The sequence below is a fragment of the Pseudomonas sp. FG47 genome (genome assembly GCF_057809115.1).
Map to the genome: position 1 here is coordinate 43060 of NZ_JBMDJI010000027.1, position 14968 is coordinate 58027.

Genomic DNA, 14968 nt, shown 5'->3' on the forward strand with positions numbered 1-14968 from the left:
CCGCATGAGCGACTCACTCGAACTCAGTCTCGAAGGCGTCGAACGCCGTTCCCTGGCTGACTTCACCGAACAGGCCTACCTCAACTACTCCATGTACGTGATCATGGACCGCGCCCTGCCGCATATCGGTGACGGCCTCAAGCCGGTGCAGCGGCGCATCGTCTATGCCATGAGCGAGTTGGGGCTCGACGCCGATTCCAAGCACAAGAAGTCGGCGCGTACCGTCGGCGACGTGCTCGGCAAGTTCCACCCCCACGGCGACTCGGCCTGCTACGAGGCCATGGTGCTGATGGCCCAGCCGTTCAGCTACCGCTACACCCTGGTCGACGGCCAGGGCAACTGGGGTGCGCCGGACGATCCGAAGTCGTTCGCCGCCATGCGTTACACCGAGGCGCGCCTGTCGCGCTACTCCGAGGTACTGCTCAGCGAGCTGGGCCAGGGCACCGTCGACTGGGTGCCGAACTTCGACGGCACCCTGCAGGAGCCGGCCGTGCTGCCGGCGCGCCTGCCGAACATCCTGCTCAACGGCACCACCGGCATCGCCGTGGGCATGGCCACCGACGTGCCGCCGCACAATCTGCGGGAAGTAGCCAGCGCCTGCGTGCGCTTGCTCGACGAGCCCAAGGCCACCCTCGAGCAGCTCTGTGAACATATCCAGGGCCCGGACTACCCGACCGAAGCCGAGATCGTCACCCCGCGCGCCGACATCCTGAAGATGTACGAGAGCGGCAAGGGCTCGATCCGCATGCGCGCGGTGTACCGCATCGAGGATGGCGACATCGTCGTCACCGCGCTGCCGCACCAGGTCTCCGGGGCCAAGGTGCTGGAGCAGATCGCCGCGCAGATGCAGGCCAAGAAGCTGCCGATGGTCGCCGACCTGCGCGACGAGTCGGACCACGAAAACCCCTGCCGCATTGTCATCATCCCGCGCTCCAACCGAGTGGATGCCGCCGAGCTGATGCAGCACCTGTTTGCCACCACCGACCTGGAAAGCACCTACCGGGTCAACGTCAACATCATCGGCCTCGACGGCCGGCCGCAGTTGAAGAACCTGCGCCAGCTGCTGCTGGAATGGCTGGAGTACCGGGTCGGCACCGTTCGTCGCCGCCTGCAGCACCGCCTGGACAAGGTCGAGCGGCGCCTGCACCTGTTGGATGGCTTGCTCACCGCGTTCCTCAACCTGGATGAAGTAATCCACATCATCCGCACCGAGGAGCACCCCAAGCAGGCGTTGATCGCCCGCTTCGACCTGACCGAGATCCAGGCCGACTACATCCTCGAGACGCGCCTGCGCCAGCTGGCCCGCCTGGAAGAGATGAAGATCCGTGGCGAGCAGGACGAACTGCTCAAGGAACAGAAGCGCCTGACCACCCTGCTGGGCAGCGATGCCAAGCTGCGCAAGCTGGTACGCAGCGAGCTGCTGGAAGATGCCGAAACCTACGGCGACGACCGCCGCTCGCCGATCGTCGAGCGTGCCGAGGCCAAGGCCCTGTCGGAAAACGAGCTGATGCCCACCGAGCCGGTCACCGTGGTGCTGTCGGAGAAAGGCTGGGTGCGCTGCGCCAAGGGCCACGATATCGACGCCACGGGGCTGTCGTACAAGGCGGGCGATGGCTTCAAGGCCGCCGCCGCCGGCCGCTCCAACCAGTTCGCGGTGCTGATCGATTCCACCGGCCGCAGCTACTCGCTGGCCGCCCATAGCCTGCCGTCGGCCCGTGGCCAGGGCGAGCCGCTGACCGGTCGCCTGACGCCGCCGCCGGGCGCTACCTTCGAGTGCGTGCTGCTGCCCGAGGACGATGCGCTGTATGTGGTCGGCTCCGACGCCGGTTACGGCTTCGTGGTCAAGGGCGAGGACCTGCAAGCCAAGAACAAGGCCGGCAAGGGTCTGCTCAGCCTGCCCAATGGCGCCAAGGTCATGACCCCACGCCCGGTGACCAACCGCGAGCAGGATTGGCTGGCCGCGGTGACCACCGAGGGCCGCCTGCTGGTGTTCAAGGTGGCCGACCTGCCGCAGCTGGGCAAGGGCAAGGGCAACAAGATCATTGGCGTGCCGGGCGACCGGGTGGCCAGTCGCGAAGAGTATGTCACCGACCTCGCGGTGATCAGCGAGGGGGCGACCCTGGTATTGCAGGCCGGCAAGCGTACGCTGTCGCTCAAGCCGGATGACCTGGAGCATTACAAGGGCGAGCGTGGGCGTCGTGGTAGCAAATTGCCGCGTGGTTTCCAGCGCGTCGATGCCTTGCTGGTGGAAACCCCCGCTTGAGTGAATGGGCCGTCCGCAGCGGCGCTTTCGGCGCCGCTTGAGGCGGAAATGCTGGAGTCTGGCGGCTATTTCGCGGATGATAGGGCCCTTGCGGCGCCGGCGTGGCCGAGTGCCCGATTGAATCTACACGAGTATCACTGCGGTCTGTCCGTGACGACCGCCTGGATGGGATGAATGAAATTTCTGCGCCTTCCATTTGCGCTGCTGATGACTGGCCTGCTGGGCCTGAGTGGGTGCAGCATGCACCAGCCAGTCGCCCTGTATCAGCTCGACAGCGGTGAACCCGGCCAGCCGACCCAGGCGGCGGGCATGGCGGTGGTGCTTGGCCCCGTGTCGGTGGCCGATTACCTGCAACGCGAAACCTTCTTGCAGCGCCAGACCGATGGCAGTCTGACCGCTGCGACCGACGGTCGTTGGGCCGGCAGCCTTTCGTCGGATATCGACCAGTTGCTGGTGCGCCAGCTGGCTTGGCGCCTGGACAGCCAGCGCGTGGTCCTGGCACCGGCCAGCGCCGGCTTCACCCCGGACGTGCAGGTGCTGCTGTCGATCACCCGCCTGGACTCCGGCAAGGACCAGCCAGCGATCCTCGATGCCCAGTGGCGTGTGCTCGATCGCCGTGGCCAGGTGCGTGACAACCGCATCGTTCACCTCGAGCAGCCGCATGCCGGCAGCGAGTCGGCCCAGGTCCAGGCCCAGGGACAATTGCTGCAAAAGCTGGCCGAACAACTGAGCACGGCGGTCAAGCCGCTGGCCAACCAGCCGGCCATCGCCGAAGAGACCCCGCGCAAGCAGGCCGCGCCGGTACAGGTGAAGAAAGAACCGGAGAAGCCGAAGATCCCGATGGCCTCGCCGATTCGCACCGATATGGAAGTGTTCCGCTTCTGATGGCGACAGCCACAAAAAAGCCCGCAGCGATGCGGGCTTTTTTGTGTGACGTGTCCCAGCCAGGAGCACGATCCCCTGTAGGAGCGGCCTTGTGTCGCGAAAGGGCTGCAAGGCAGCCCCAGGGGATTTCAGATAGAACGAAGATCCTGGGGGCGCTTCGCACCCCTTTCGCGACACAAGGCCGCTCCTACAGGGATCGCATAACCCCCAAATCTCAGCCCCGGTGCTCGTCCATCCGCGCCAGCTGGCGCTCGAGCATCGACGGGTAGGGCTCCATCAGGCGTTCCACGCAGCATGCGCCTTCTGGGCTGGCGATCGGGCGGATGCGGGCACGCTGGCGGATCAGAGCATCATCGCTGATACGGCGCTCCACCAGCAGCAGGTTGCGGCTGTGCTGTGACAGGGCCAGGGCGTCCTGAGCCTGCTCGGTCATCAACAGATCGACCTGATCCAAGCCCTGCAGGTCGTCGGCCAGCACCAGGCCCAGTTGCAATTGCAGGGTGATGCCGCTATCGGCCACCTCGATCTGCAGGGCATGCCCCAGGGCGCGCAGCAGTTCGCCGCAGCAGATGGCGTTGGTCAGGTAGTCTTCACCGCTGTCACGGCTGTGGAACAGCAGCAGTGTACTGCCGTCGTTGAGGGTGTGGATTTCCCCTTCGTACAGCGAGGCGGCCTGGTCCAGGCAGTCGCGGTAGCGCTCCAGCAACTCGGTCAGGCGCGTACGCGGCAGGCGCCGCAGTTGCTCCTGGGAGCCTAGCTGCACGGCCAGCACGGCGCTGTGCTGCGGCTCGTCGGACTCGACCACGGCCGGCTTGGCCGGTTCGCTCTGCGGGTCCATCAGGTCGGCGAAGGCATCGTCGTCATCCTCATGCGCCTGGGCCTGAGGCTGGGCAACGGCCGTCGCCCGCGGCGCCGGCTTGGGCGCGGGCAGCTCGTCGAAGTCGTCTTCATCGTCCTCGACTTCGGGCTCCGGCGGCGGCGGCGGGGCCAGGCGCGCGTGCAGTTGGCGGGCGAGGTCGCCGATTTCGTCCTGGCGGTCGATGGCCGGGGTGTAGGGGTGCGGGTCGCGCAGCCATACGCGCAGTTGCAGCAGCGGCGTGGAGATGAAGCGCCCGAGGCGCAGGCTCAGGGTCAGCGCCAGGGCCAGCAAGATGGCGGCAAGGATGCCCATGCTCTGCAGGCTGATCAGCATCGGCTGCTGGAACTGGCTCATGTCCAGGCTGATACGCAGCTGGCCGGCAGTCACATCCTGGAAGGTGATCTTGGTCTGGTACACGCCCTCGGCTTCGCCCAGCAAGCTGTTGCGCGGGCGCTGGCCGGCCTCGGCGAGGATTCGGCTGTCCACGCTGTAGATGGCGGCGTGGGCCACCAGCGGGTTCTTAACCAGGTTGCCGAGCAGCACGTTGAGGCTGAGGATGTCGTTGGACACCAGCAGCTCGGTCGCCGAGGTGGCAGTCTGGGTGGTCAGGCTCTGACCCACGGCGTCGGCCTGCTCATGCATGGCCTGCTTGAACTGCAGGCCCATGACGCAGGCATAGATCACCAGGGCCAGGGCCACCAGGAAAATATTGTGGCTGGCGATACGCAGGGCCAAGGGGATTCGGCGCTGGCTCAGGGCTCGGTAGATCATCAGGAAGAAGTTGTCGGGTTTGACGGGCGTGGGCCGGTTCACAGAGCGCGGCTCTTCATGGCGAGAAAGTTGCTGCGCAGTATAGCGATACGTGTTTTGTCGGCAAAGTGGCGTTGGCACCCGATGGTCACGGAAAATCGGTAGAATGCGCATTTTTCATCGAGTTGGAGCCCGGTCTTGCGCGAAATCGTCCTGATCAACATCACTGGGGAGGACCGTCCAGGTCTTACCGCGGCCATCACCGGCGTCCTGCTCCAGGGCGGTGTGAACATTCTCGACATCGGCCTTGCTGTCATGCACGGCACGCTGTCGTTCGGCATTCTGGTCGACATCCCCGACAACGAGGTGGCCACCGCGCTGCTGCAGAGCGTACAGGCCAAGGCCCATGAGCTGAACCTGCAGGCGCGCTACACGCCGATCTCCGAGGCCGACTACCAGCACTGGGCCGACAGCCAGGGCGAGGCACGCCACATCGTCACCCTGCTCAGCCGCCGAGTCACGCCACAACAGTTGCAGCGGGTCAGCGCCATCATCAGCCAATACGGCCTGACTATCGAGCGTATCGAGCGCCTGTCGGCCCGCGTGGCGCTGGGTGCCCAGATCGAGAAGGGCAAGTCCGCGCTGGAAATCTCCGTGCGTGGCGAAGCCAGCGACGCCCAGGCCCTGCGCGGCGACTTCTTCGCCCTGTCCGAAGAGCTGAACATCGACATCGCCTTCCAGCGCGACGACCTGTTCCGCCGCAACCGCCGTCTGGCGGTGTTCGACATGGACTCGACGCTGATCGAGGCTGAGGTCATCGACGAGCTGGCCAAGGCTGCCGGTGTCGGTGAACAGGTGGCGGCGATCACCGAGCGCGCAATGCGAGGCGAGCTGGATTTCCGCGCCAGCTTCAAAGAGCGCATGGCGCTGCTCAAGGGCCTGGACGTGGGCGTACTGGACCAGATTGGCGCCTCGCTGCGCCTGACCGAGGGTGCCGAGCACCTGTTCGCCGAGCTCAAGCGCCTGGGCTACAAGACTGCGATCCTTTCCGGCGGCTTCTCCTACTTCGCCAAGCAGGTACAGGCGCGCCTGGGCATCGACTACGTATTCGCCAACGAGCTGGAGGTGGTCGACGGCAAGGTCACCGGCGTGGCCGTCGAGCCGATCGTCGATGCGCAGCGCAAGGCTGATCTGCTACAGCAACTGGCCAGTGAAGAAGGTCTGCAGCTCGAGCAGACCATCGCCGTGGGCGATGGCGCCAACGACCTGCCGATGCTGTCCCTGGCCGGCCTGGGGGTGGCCTTCCGCGCCAAGCCGCTGGTGCGTCAGTCGGCCAAGCAGGCGATCTCGACCCTAGGCCTGGATGGTGTGCTGTACCTGCTCGGCGTACGCGATCGCGAAGCGCGCGGTTGATCTTGAGCCTTGGGGCTGCGCTGCAGCCCTTTCGCCGGCAAGCCGGCTCCTACAGAGGTTTGCGTTCTCACTGTGGGAGCCGGCTTGCCGGCGATGGACCGCGTAGCGGTCCCAATGAAAAAGGCCCTGCTGAGCAGGGCCTTTCTTGTTGCAGCAGTCAATCAGGCCTGGGCCGGTTGCGCCAGCAACTCACCCATGCGCACGGCGGAGCCGGCACCGAGGCTCTCGGCCCACTTCACCTGCTCTGGCCCGAACAGCACGATGGCGGTGGAACCCAGCTTGAAGCGGCCCAGTTCGGCGCCTTTTTCCAGGTGGATCGGCGCACGGCTGGCGTCGTCATAGCGGAAAGTCTTCAGCTCGCGCTTCGGCGGCGTGACCAGGCCGGCCCAGACAGTCTCGATCGAGGCGACGATCATCGCGCCAACCAGCACCACGGCCATTGGCCCGCGCTCGGTGTCGAACAGGCACACCACGCGCTCGTTGCGGGCGAACAGCTCCGGTACGTTCTCTGCGGTGGTCTGGTTGACCGAGAACAGCCGGCCCGGCACGTAGACCATTTCGCGCAGGGTGCCGGCCAGCGGCATGTGCACGCGGTGGTAGTCCTTGGGCGACAGGTAGATGGTGGCGAATTCGCCGCCCATGAACGGCGCGGCCAGGGCCGGGTCGCCGCCCAGCAACTCCAGGGCGCTGTAACCGTGGCCCTTGGCCTGGAAGATGCGGCCGTGCTCGATCGGGCCGAGCTGGCTGACCGCGCCGTCGGCCGGGCAGAGGATCGCGCCGGGGGTCTCGTCCAGCGGACGGGCGCCGGGCTTGAGGGCACGGGTGAAGAAGGCGTTGAAGTGCTCGTAGGCGCTGAGGTCTTCGACCAGTGCCTCGGACATGTTCACCTGGTAGCGCTTGGCGAACCAGGCGGTGAAGGCGTTCTTGAACCAGCGCGCGCGGCACTCGGCGACGCAGCCGGCCAGCCGCGACAGCAGGTGGTGCGGCAGCAGGTACTGGCTGATGATGAACAAGCGGGATTTCATTGAGCGTCCTTAAACTTCGACGGGCGTGTCGGGGTGGTTGCCCCATTCGCCCCAGGAACCGGCATAGCCCTTCACCCGTGGATAGCCGAGGGCTTTGGCCACGAGGTAGGTGAAACCGGAGCGGTGGTGGGTCTGGCAATGGGTGATCACTTCCTTGTCGGGAGTGATGCCCAGGTTTTGCAGGACTTCGGCGATGTCCTTGCGGATGCGCAGGTGGTCGTTGAGGTCCATGCCGGCGGTCCACTCGAAGTTGATCGCGCCGGGAATATGCCCACCCTTGGCCGCCAGGACTTTCTCGCCACGGTACTCTCCAGGTGCACGAGCATCCCAGATAGCCAGATCGGTGGCGCCCAGGCGGCTCTGCAGGTATTCACGGGTGGCAGTGGGTTCGTCATGCAGTCGTAGGCTTACCGTGCCGTCGGCGTTTTCAGGCACCTCGGTGGACAGTGTGTCCGCCGGCCAGGCCTGGATACCGCCGTTGAGGTAGTGGTAGGCCTTGTGGCCGATCACGTCGAGCAGCCAGATGAAGCGCCCGGCCCAGCCGCCGCCTTCGTCGTCGTACACCACGTATACCGCGTCGTCGCGGTGGCCGAGCTCACCGAACAGTTTTTCCAGGTCGGCGCGGGCCGGCAGCAGGCCCGGTGCCGGTGGCTGGCCCAGTTGGGTGCGCTTGGGATCGACGAAACGGGCCCCGGGGATGTGGCCGCTGCCGTAGCGGTTGACGCTGGTCAGATCGACCAGGATCAACTGCGGCGAATCCAGACGCGGCAGCAGGTCCCCGGGTTCGATCACCAGGGGCAAGCCGGAAAAGTCAGTCATCCACGGTCTCCAGGGTGCAAAGGGGGCGATTGTAGCGCAAGGCTCATCAATTGCGGTTGCCGAAGGTGGCCAGGGCGCGCTCGATGCATTGCGCGGTTTTACCGAAGGCCTGCACGCTGACATCGGCCAGGGGCTTGCCGGCCTGGTCGGCCACCGCCAGCATCAGCACCTGGTCGCCGACCGCCAGCGAGCGCAGCAGCAAGTGTTCGCCACGGAAGAAGGCGCGCAGCGGCGCCGGCAGCAAGGCGCTGAACTGGGCGTGGTTGTCTGGCGTCAGGCGCAGTTGGCCGGCCTTGCTCATCAGTTTTTGCAGCAGCTTGTGCTGTGGCAGCGACAGCGCCATGGCCGCGGCCTCTTTCGGCAGGCCGGCCGTTTGCTGCACGCGCAGGTAGTCGCTGGCCTTGTCCAGGCTCAACAGCATCACCCGTTGCATGCCGCAGGCCAGCAAGGCATCGCGGGCCTGACTGGCCAGGTGCACGCCGTTGCTGAATGGGCTGGGCTGGGCCAGCAAGGTCTGGCACAGCGCGCGCCAGCGGCCGAGGTCCTCGGTGCTGGGCGGCGGTGGCGTGAGCATGTCCGGGTGCGGGCGGCGCTGGTGCCACGGCCAGATCAGTGCCTCGGCCGGATGGAACAGGGCATGCCGGGCGTGATGGCGGGCACTGGCCGCGGCCTGCTGGTGAACCTGCTGCTGGACGTCGTCCAGGCTGGTTTGCAGGTATAGCGCGGTGAGCAGCTGCCAGCGCAGCAGGTGCGGGTTGTCCCAGCCGACCTGGGCGGCCAGGGCCAGGCCGTTGGCCAGCAACACGGTGTTCGGCGGCTGGTTGAACCAGCGACGCAGGGCCGGCTGTTCATCCAGGCGTTGCTGCTGCGCCAGTGGGTCCTGTTCGCGGGCGATGGCCAGCACCTGGGCCAGTTGCTCGCGCTCTTCGAGCAGCAGGCGATAGCCCTGGATGACCCACTCGGGCAGGCGCCAGTGTTCGGCCAGGCTGCGGCACAGCTGCATCAGGCGCACTCCGAACAGCTCCTGCTCGACTGCGGCGGCGTCCTCGCCTTTGTGGATAACCCGCAGTTCCCAGGTGTCGAGCAGCTTGGGGTAGGCCAGGGCCAGCGGCCACATTGGCGAGAGGAACAGCAGGCTGCCCCAGTGGATTTCTTGCCACAGGCGCGCCAGGCGGCTGGCGAACAGGCCGTTGGCCTGTTGCGTGGCGTGCTGGCTGATCAGCAGGAACTGGCGCAGCACCGGCGGGATCTCGTCGGCCGGCAGCGCTGGCAGGCGCGCCAGCAGCTGGCTGGTGCGTGCAAGACCGAGGCGGTTGAGGGCGATTTCCAGGCTTTCGGCGGGCTCGGCCTGGCTGGCATTGGCCGAATGGTTGGCCTCGCGCATCACGCACAGCACCAGCGCGGGGCTATCCTGCATCAGTTCGGCAATGTCGCGCAGGGATCGACGGCTGTCGTTGATGGCCTGTAGAACGCGGTCGTGGCTGTCTTTGGGCACGGGTACTCGAATCCCGTCGAGCAGCTTTACCCAGGCCTCTAGACTCGATGGCGGCTGACTTGGCACCTTGGTTTCAATTGGCATATTGACATCAGTCCGAACTGGCTTTTCGCAATGAGTGGCTATAGTCTGGCGCAGTTCTGCCGATAAGTAGAAGAAGAGTTTTCAAGCTTCCGTCCCCCATCCTGACCACGACAGCAAGTGCTTCCAACTTATGGCTAAAATTATCGGCATCATCGTCGTATTCGCGAGCGTGCTCGGCGGCTACGTGCTTTCCCACGGCAAGATCGCGGCCCTGATCCAACCGTTCGAGGTGCTGATCATCGGCGGTGCGGCCTTTGGTGCGTTCCTCCAGGCCAACCCTGGTTACATGACCATGCATGTGATCAAGAAGTCGCTGAAGATGTTCGGCACCCGTTTCACCCACACCTTCTACCTGGAAGTGCTGGGCTTGGTGTACGAGATCCTCAACAAGAGCCGTCGTGAAGGCATGATGGCCATCGAGGGCGACATCGAGGACGCGGCGGCCAGCCCGATCTTCGCCAAATATCCCGCGGTACTCGGCGATGAGCGCATGACCGCGTTCATCTGCGACTACCTGCGCATCATGTCCACCGGCAACATGGCGCCCCATGAGCTCGAAGGCCTGTTCGACATGGAACTGCTGAGCATGAAGGAAGAGCTCGAGCACCCGTCGCATGCGGTCACCGGCATCGCCGACGGCATGCCCGGCTTCGGTATCGTCGCGGCGGTACTGGGCATCGTGGTGACCATGGCCTCGCTGGGGGACGGCGACCAGAAGTCCATCGGCCTGCACGTGGGTGCGGCGCTGGTCGGTACTTTCTTCGGTATTCTTGCCGCCTACGGCTTCTTCGGCCCGCTGGCCAACTCCCTGCGCCACGACGCCAAGGAAGAGCTGAACGTCTATGAGGCGATCAAGGCCTCGCTGGTGGCCTCGGCCTCCGGCATGCCGCCGTCGCTGGCCGTGGAATTCGGGCGCAAGGTGCTGTTCCCGGCGCACCGTCCGAGCTTCGCCGAGCTGGAACAAGCAGTACGCGGTCGCTAAGCCATGGAGAACAATCAGCCCATCATCGTCAAGCGCGTCAAGCGCTTTGGCGACGGCCACCACGGCGGGGCCTGGAAGATCGCCTTCGCCGACTTCGCCACGGCGATGATGGCGTTCTTCCTCGTGCTGTGGCTGCTGTCCACCGCCACGCCCGAGCAGAAGATCGCCATCGCCGGTTACTTCAAGGACCCGATCGGTTTCTCCGAGAGCGGCACCCCGTACATCATCGACCTGGGCGGCACGCCGCAGTTGGCGCCGGAAAGGACCATCAACCCGGAAGAGAAGTCCGAGCCGACGCCTGATACCAGCCTGCAGCTGGACAAGGACAAGGTCGAGACCATGGCCGAGCAGGTTGAGCGCGAACGCCTTGAGCTGTTGCTGCAAGAGCTGCAGAACAAGGTCGAGGAAAATCCGCAGCTGCAGAAGTTCAAGGACCAGATCCTGTTCGAGATCACCCAGGACGGCCTGCGCATCCAGATCATGGACGCCGAGAACCGGCCGATGTTCGACCTGGGCAGCGCGCGCTTGCAGCCGTACTTCGAGGACATCCTGCTGGCGATGGCCGACACCATCAAGGCGGTGCCGAATAAGATCAGCATCAGTGGCCATACCGATGCCAAGCCGTACTCCGGTACCGGCGACTTCGGCAACTGGGAGCTGTCGGCCAACCGCGCCAACGCGGCGCGTCGTGCGTTGGTCGCTGGTGGCTATCCGGATGAGCAGGTGGCGCGGGTGGTCGGTTATGCGTCGTCGTCGCTGTTCGACCGGGCCAACCCGTTCAACCCAGTCAACCGGCGCATCGATATCATCGTCCTGACCAAGAAGGCCCAGCGCGATATCGAGGGTGAGCAGGGCAAGCCGGACGCTGCGCCGCCTGCCGCTGAAGCACCGCCCGCGGGCGCTGAATCAGGTGCGGCCGCGACACCGGGCGATACGCCGATGCAGCCGCGCGAGCTGCGCCAGAAGCTGAACATCTTCGAGGATGGCGTGTTGAAGATGGATGAGGCCAAGGATCAATAAAGAAACGCTGCATGCGCCAGCGTGCTGCGGTTGAGCTTTGTGGGAGCGGGCTTGCCCCGCGATAGCGGTGGCCTGGTTTGACGCCATCGCAGGACCAGCCCGCTGCCACGCGGTCGTTCCCTGCTAAAGCCTGCTTGCCTGGCGCTTAGAAGCCGCGCCTGATCTTGGCCTTGAGGTCGGCATGGAAGAAGTCCGCATTGTCCCGATCTGCCGCGCCCCCTCGTGGCATCGAGGGGTGGATCCCTCGGCCGAACGTCCGCTCGTCGTGGTAGGCCCACACGAACAAGTCGATGTGCTCGCGCTCGCGCATGACCGGCCACTTGCCCAGGCGTGAAGGCGCTTCAGCTGTGCAGCCCAGATAGAAACTCACGCGCCGGCCCGTCATTGCGGCTGCGCCGAGTAGCCAGGCGGTCCACCAGTCTCCCTCGTCGCCGGCGGTCAGCACGCCGACCCAGTGCGTGGCATCGGCCAGTTGTTGGCAAAAACCGCCATGCAGGTCGTCGAAGGTTTGCCCCAGGCTATCGACCATCACTAGTTGTGTGGTAATGCCTTCGAGCAGCAGGCGCTCGTTGAGAATGAAGGCGTCGAGTCGTCCAGCGTGGCGATAGCTGATAAATACCGGCATTGGCATGCCCTCCCTGATCCAGGCCAACATGAAGCCATGAACATCGGGGAAAGCCTGGAGCGGGACAATAGGCGACCGCAAAACCGGAGCGGTCCTACGCCGCTCGGTAATGCGCCCTACATCCGAGTGGATTAGTAGCTGTCTTCCGGCAGGCTGGCGATGATCGAGCGGTAGCTGTTCATGCGCTGTTGCGTGACGCTGCCGTCCTCGAGCGCCTTGAGCAGCGCGCAGCCTGGCTCGCGGTCGTGCTTGCAGTCGCGGAAGCGGCAGTTGCCGATCAGTTCGCGGAACTCGATGAAGCCATCCTCGACATCATCGCGGCTGACATGGCCCAGGCCGAATTCGCGGATGCCCGGCGAGTCGATCAGGTCACCGCCATTGGGGAAATGGTAGAGGCGTGCGGTGGTGGTGGTGTGGGTGCCCTGGCCGGACCATTCCGACAGGTCGCCGACACGGGTGCCTGCATCTGGCAGCAGGCTGTTGACCAGCGAGGACTTGCCCACGCCCGACTGGCCGACGAACACGCTGATATGGCCATCGAGCGTCTGCTGCAAGCGCTGCATGCCATCGCCCTGGTGCGCCGAAACCTCCAGCAGCGGGTAGCCCAGGCCACGATAGACCTCGAGCATGGCATTGAGGGTCGGGGCGTTCTCGTCGTTGATCAGGTCGGCCTTGTTCAGCAGCAGCAACGGGCGGATGCCGGCATGCTCGGCTGCGACCAGGTAACGGTCGATCAGGTTGGGGTGCGGTTCGGGGGCCGGGGCGAAGACGATGACGATCAGGTCGACGTTGGCTGCCACCGGCTTGAGCTGGCCATGGTTGTTCGGCCGGCACAGCTCGGTGCTGCGCGGCATCTGCGCGACGATCACGCCGATGCCCTGGTTGCCGGCGCGCCAGACCACGCGGTCACCGGTCACCAGCGCCGGCAGGTTGGCCCGCAGGTGGCAGCGGAAAACCTGGCCGGCGGCTTCGCCGTCCTGGGCCTCGACCTCGACCTGCACGCCGAAGTGGGCAATCACCAGGCCCAGTTGCTCTGGCCCCAGGTCGCCGCCTTCCAGCTCTTGCAGCACGTGCTGCTCGCGTTTGGCGGCGCGGGCGGCGCGTTCACCCTGGATCTTTTCGATGCGCCAGTTCTGGCGGCGGTTGAGCTGGCGTTTGGCCATGAAGGTTCCGTGTCGGCGGGGCAGAAAGAAAACGGCGGCAGTTTAGCACGCTACGCCCATGAGCCGCCTGGCTAGGCTAATATGACGGGCTATTCGAGGAGCACCTGCATGCACAACCCACAGAACCTGATCTGGATCGATCTGGAGATGACCGGCCTGGATCCGGACAACGATGTCATCATCGAGATGGCCACCATCGTCACCGACAGCGAGTTGAACACCCTGGCCGAAGGCCCGGTGATCGCCATCCACCACAGCGACGAAGTGCTGGCGCGCATGGACGAGTGGAATACCCGCACCCACGGCGCCTCGGGCCTGACCCAGCGCGTGCGCGAGAGCAAGGTAAGCATGGCCGAGGCCGAGGCGCAGACCATTGCCTTCCTCGAGCAGTGGGTGCCGAAGGGCAAGTCGCCGATCTGTGGCAACAGCATCTGCCAGGACCGCCGTTTCCTCTATCGTCACATGCGCGAGCTGGAAAACTACTTCCACTATCGCAACCTCGATGTGTCCACGCTCAAGGAACTGGCCGCGCGCTGGGCGCCGGAAGTGCGTGACAGCTTCAAGAAGGGTGGTACCCACCTGGCCCTGGACGATATTCGCGAGTCCATTGCCGAGCTGCGTCACTACCGCGAGCATTTCATCAAGGTTTGACCTGCCGGGCGCCGGCGATTGTCGGCGCGCCCTCTTTTGGTGCCGCGTGCGACTGGGTAGACTGCGCGCCTTTCCTGCTCGGGGCCGCACCATGTTGTTGATGCTCTACCTCATCGCCATTACCGCTGAAGCCATGACCGGCGCGTTGTCTGCCGGCCGACGGGGCATGGACTGGTTCGGCGTGGTGCTGATTGCCTGCGTTACCGCGCTGGGTGGCGGCTCAGTGCGTGACGTGCTGCTCGGGCACTACCCGCTGACCTGGGTGAAGCACCCTGAGTACCTGGTGCTGACCAGCTTCGCGGCGCTGCTGACCATCTTCATCGCGCCCTTGATGCGCCATCTGCGGTCGTTGTTCCTGGTGCTCGACGCCCTGGGGCTCGTGGCGTTCACCCTGATCGGCTGCATGACCGCGCTGGAGATGGGGCAAGGGTTCCTTGTCGCTTCCATCAGCGGGGTGATTACCGGGGTGTTTGGCGGCATCCTGCGGGACATCTTCTGCAACGATATCCCGTTGGTGTTTCGGCGTGAGCTATATGCCAGTGTTTCGTTCGCGGCGGCTTGGTTCTATCTGGGGTGTGTTTACTTCAAGGTGCCGGCGGAGCAGGCCATGCTCCTGACCTTGTTCGGTGGTTTTCTCGTGCGGTTGTTGGCGATTCGGTTTCATTGGGAAATGCCGAAGTTTCATTACAACGATCAACAGTGACATCGGCAATGCGTTGAAGTTTTCAGTTTCCCTGTAGGAGCCGGCTTGCCGGCGAGAGGTCATCACTGTATGTACGCAGCAGTGCTTCGATAGCCGCTCAAGGTTCTTGCTCTTGCTCTTGCTCTTGCTCTTGCTCTGTTTTTGATTTTGCTTCTAAGCGCGCGATAGTTCAGGCGACACAAATTGCGACTTCAGGAGGCCGAGCGGAGTTCTTGCGTAGTGGGGCGACGG

At 64.8% G+C, this 14968-nt stretch carries 13 protein-coding genes; 7 read left to right on the forward strand and 6 right to left on the reverse strand.

Going from position 1 to position 14968, the window contains the following annotated elements:
• Window positions 1-4: 4 nt before the first annotated feature.
• Together parC and ACODS5_RS18530 are read left to right on the forward strand one after the other, a co-directional pair.
• Window positions 5-2263, forward strand: a complete 2259-nt coding sequence (gene parC / locus ACODS5_RS18525) for a DNA topoisomerase IV subunit A (RefSeq protein WP_134690311.1) — start codon at window positions 5-7, stop codon at window positions 2261-2263.
• A 174-nt stretch (window positions 2264-2437) separates the two neighbouring features.
• Window positions 2438-3148: a PqiC family protein gene (locus ACODS5_RS18530; RefSeq protein WP_134690310.1), complete on the forward strand. Its 711-nt coding sequence runs from the start codon at window positions 2438-2440 to the stop codon at window positions 3146-3148.
• Between the two features lie 214 nt (window positions 3149-3362).
• On the opposite strand, the gene ACODS5_RS18535 is transcribed toward ACODS5_RS18530, so the two are convergent.
• A complete protein-coding gene (locus ACODS5_RS18535) occupies window positions 3363-4820 on the reverse strand; it encodes a histidine kinase (RefSeq protein ID WP_489109361.1) in 1458 nt (485 codons plus the stop codon).
• Window positions 4821-4955: 135 nt separating this feature from the next.
• Between ACODS5_RS18535 and serB the strand changes: the two genes are divergently transcribed.
• Window positions 4956-6170: a phosphoserine phosphatase SerB gene (gene serB, locus ACODS5_RS18540; RefSeq protein WP_134690308.1), complete on the forward strand. Its 1215-nt coding sequence runs from the start codon at window positions 4956-4958 to the stop codon at window positions 6168-6170.
• Window positions 6171-6331: 161 nt separating this feature from the next.
• On the opposite strand, the gene asd is transcribed toward serB, so the two are convergent.
• From asd to ACODS5_RS18555, 3 genes are read right to left on the reverse strand one after another with little or no spacing between them, the layout of a single operon-like run.
• A complete protein-coding gene (asd, locus tag ACODS5_RS18545) occupies window positions 6332-7195 on the reverse strand; it encodes an archaetidylserine decarboxylase (protein ID WP_038706897.1) in 864 nt (287 codons plus the stop codon).
• A gap of 9 nt (window positions 7196-7204) precedes the next feature.
• Window positions 7205-8014 carry a thiosulfate sulfurtransferase gene (rhdA, locus tag ACODS5_RS18550; protein ID WP_489109362.1) on the reverse strand — a complete coding sequence of 270 codons (810 nt, stop codon included), beginning with the start codon at window positions 8012-8014 and terminating at the stop codon, window positions 7205-7207.
• Between the two features lie 46 nt (window positions 8015-8060).
• The gene (locus ACODS5_RS18555) at window positions 8061-9593 is read right to left on the reverse strand and encodes an HDOD domain-containing protein (RefSeq protein ID WP_134690305.1); all 1533 of its coding nucleotides are present in this window, start codon (window positions 9591-9593) and stop codon (window positions 8061-8063) included.
• 130 nt (window positions 9594-9723) lie between these two features.
• Here ACODS5_RS18555 and motA point away from each other — a divergent pair, with 130 nt between their 5' ends.
• Together motA and motB are read left to right on the forward strand one after the other, a co-directional pair.
• Window positions 9724-10575 (forward strand): flagellar motor stator protein MotA, encoded by an 852-nt coding sequence (gene motA / locus ACODS5_RS18560; RefSeq protein ID WP_134690304.1) that lies wholly within the window; start codon window positions 9724-9726, stop codon window positions 10573-10575.
• 3 nt (window positions 10576-10578) lie between these two features.
• On the forward strand, window positions 10579-11595 hold the full coding sequence (gene motB, locus ACODS5_RS18565) for a flagellar motor protein MotB (RefSeq protein WP_134690303.1): 1017 nt from the start codon (window positions 10579-10581) through the stop codon (window positions 11593-11595).
• Window positions 11596-11740: 145 nt separating this feature from the next.
• Here motB and ACODS5_RS18570 read toward each other — a convergent pair whose 3' ends face one another.
• Together ACODS5_RS18570 and rsgA are read right to left on the reverse strand one after the other, a co-directional pair.
• Window positions 11741-12220, reverse strand: coding sequence for a molecular chaperone Tir (locus tag ACODS5_RS18570; RefSeq protein ID WP_134690302.1), 480 nt, complete (start codon window positions 12218-12220; stop codon window positions 11741-11743).
• A gap of 131 nt (window positions 12221-12351) precedes the next feature.
• The gene (gene rsgA / locus ACODS5_RS18575) at window positions 12352-13383 is read right to left on the reverse strand and encodes a small ribosomal subunit biogenesis GTPase RsgA (protein WP_134690301.1); all 1032 of its coding nucleotides are present in this window, start codon (window positions 13381-13383) and stop codon (window positions 12352-12354) included.
• Between the two features lie 108 nt (window positions 13384-13491).
• Here rsgA and orn point away from each other — a divergent pair, with 108 nt between their 5' ends.
• Window positions 13492-14034: an oligoribonuclease gene (gene orn, locus ACODS5_RS18580; protein ID WP_489109363.1), complete on the forward strand. Its 543-nt coding sequence runs from the start codon at window positions 13492-13494 to the stop codon at window positions 14032-14034.
• Window positions 14035-14125: 91 nt separating this feature from the next.
• On the forward strand, window positions 14126-14737 hold the full coding sequence (locus ACODS5_RS18585) for a trimeric intracellular cation channel family protein (RefSeq protein WP_023630647.1): 612 nt from the start codon (window positions 14126-14128) through the stop codon (window positions 14735-14737).
• Window positions 14738-14968: the final 231 nt, after the last annotated feature.

What these genes read in the sequence shown, in the direction of transcription:
- rhdA (WP_489109362.1), bottom strand. Translation starts at nt 8,014, where the DNA reads ATGACTGACTTTTCCGGCTTGCCCCTGGTGATCGAACCCGGGGACCTG.
- ACODS5_RS18585 (WP_023630647.1), top strand. Translation starts at nt 14,126, where the DNA reads ATGTTGTTGATGCTCTACCTCATCGCCATTACCGCTGAAGCCATGACC.
- rsgA (WP_134690301.1), bottom strand. Translation starts at nt 13,383, where the DNA reads ATGGCCAAACGCCAGCTCAACCGCCGCCAGAACTGGCGCATCGAAAAG.
- ACODS5_RS18555 (WP_134690305.1), bottom strand. Translation starts at nt 9,593, where the DNA reads ATGCCAATTGAAACCAAGGTGCCAAGTCAGCCGCCATCGAGTCTAGAG.
- ACODS5_RS18530 (WP_134690310.1), top strand. Translation starts at nt 2,438, where the DNA reads ATGAAATTTCTGCGCCTTCCATTTGCGCTGCTGATGACTGGCCTGCTG.
- orn (WP_489109363.1), top strand. Translation starts at nt 13,492, where the DNA reads ATGCACAACCCACAGAACCTGATCTGGATCGATCTGGAGATGACCGGC.
- motB (WP_134690303.1), top strand. Translation starts at nt 10,579, where the DNA reads ATGGAGAACAATCAGCCCATCATCGTCAAGCGCGTCAAGCGCTTTGGC.
- motA (WP_134690304.1), top strand. Translation starts at nt 9,724, where the DNA reads ATGGCTAAAATTATCGGCATCATCGTCGTATTCGCGAGCGTGCTCGGC.
- ACODS5_RS18570 (WP_134690302.1), bottom strand. Translation starts at nt 12,220, where the DNA reads ATGCCGGTATTTATCAGCTATCGCCACGCTGGACGACTCGACGCCTTC.
- asd (WP_038706897.1), bottom strand. Translation starts at nt 7,195, where the DNA reads ATGAAATCCCGCTTGTTCATCATCAGCCAGTACCTGCTGCCGCACCAC.
- parC (WP_134690311.1), top strand. Translation starts at nt 5, where the DNA reads ATGAGCGACTCACTCGAACTCAGTCTCGAAGGCGTCGAACGCCGTTCC.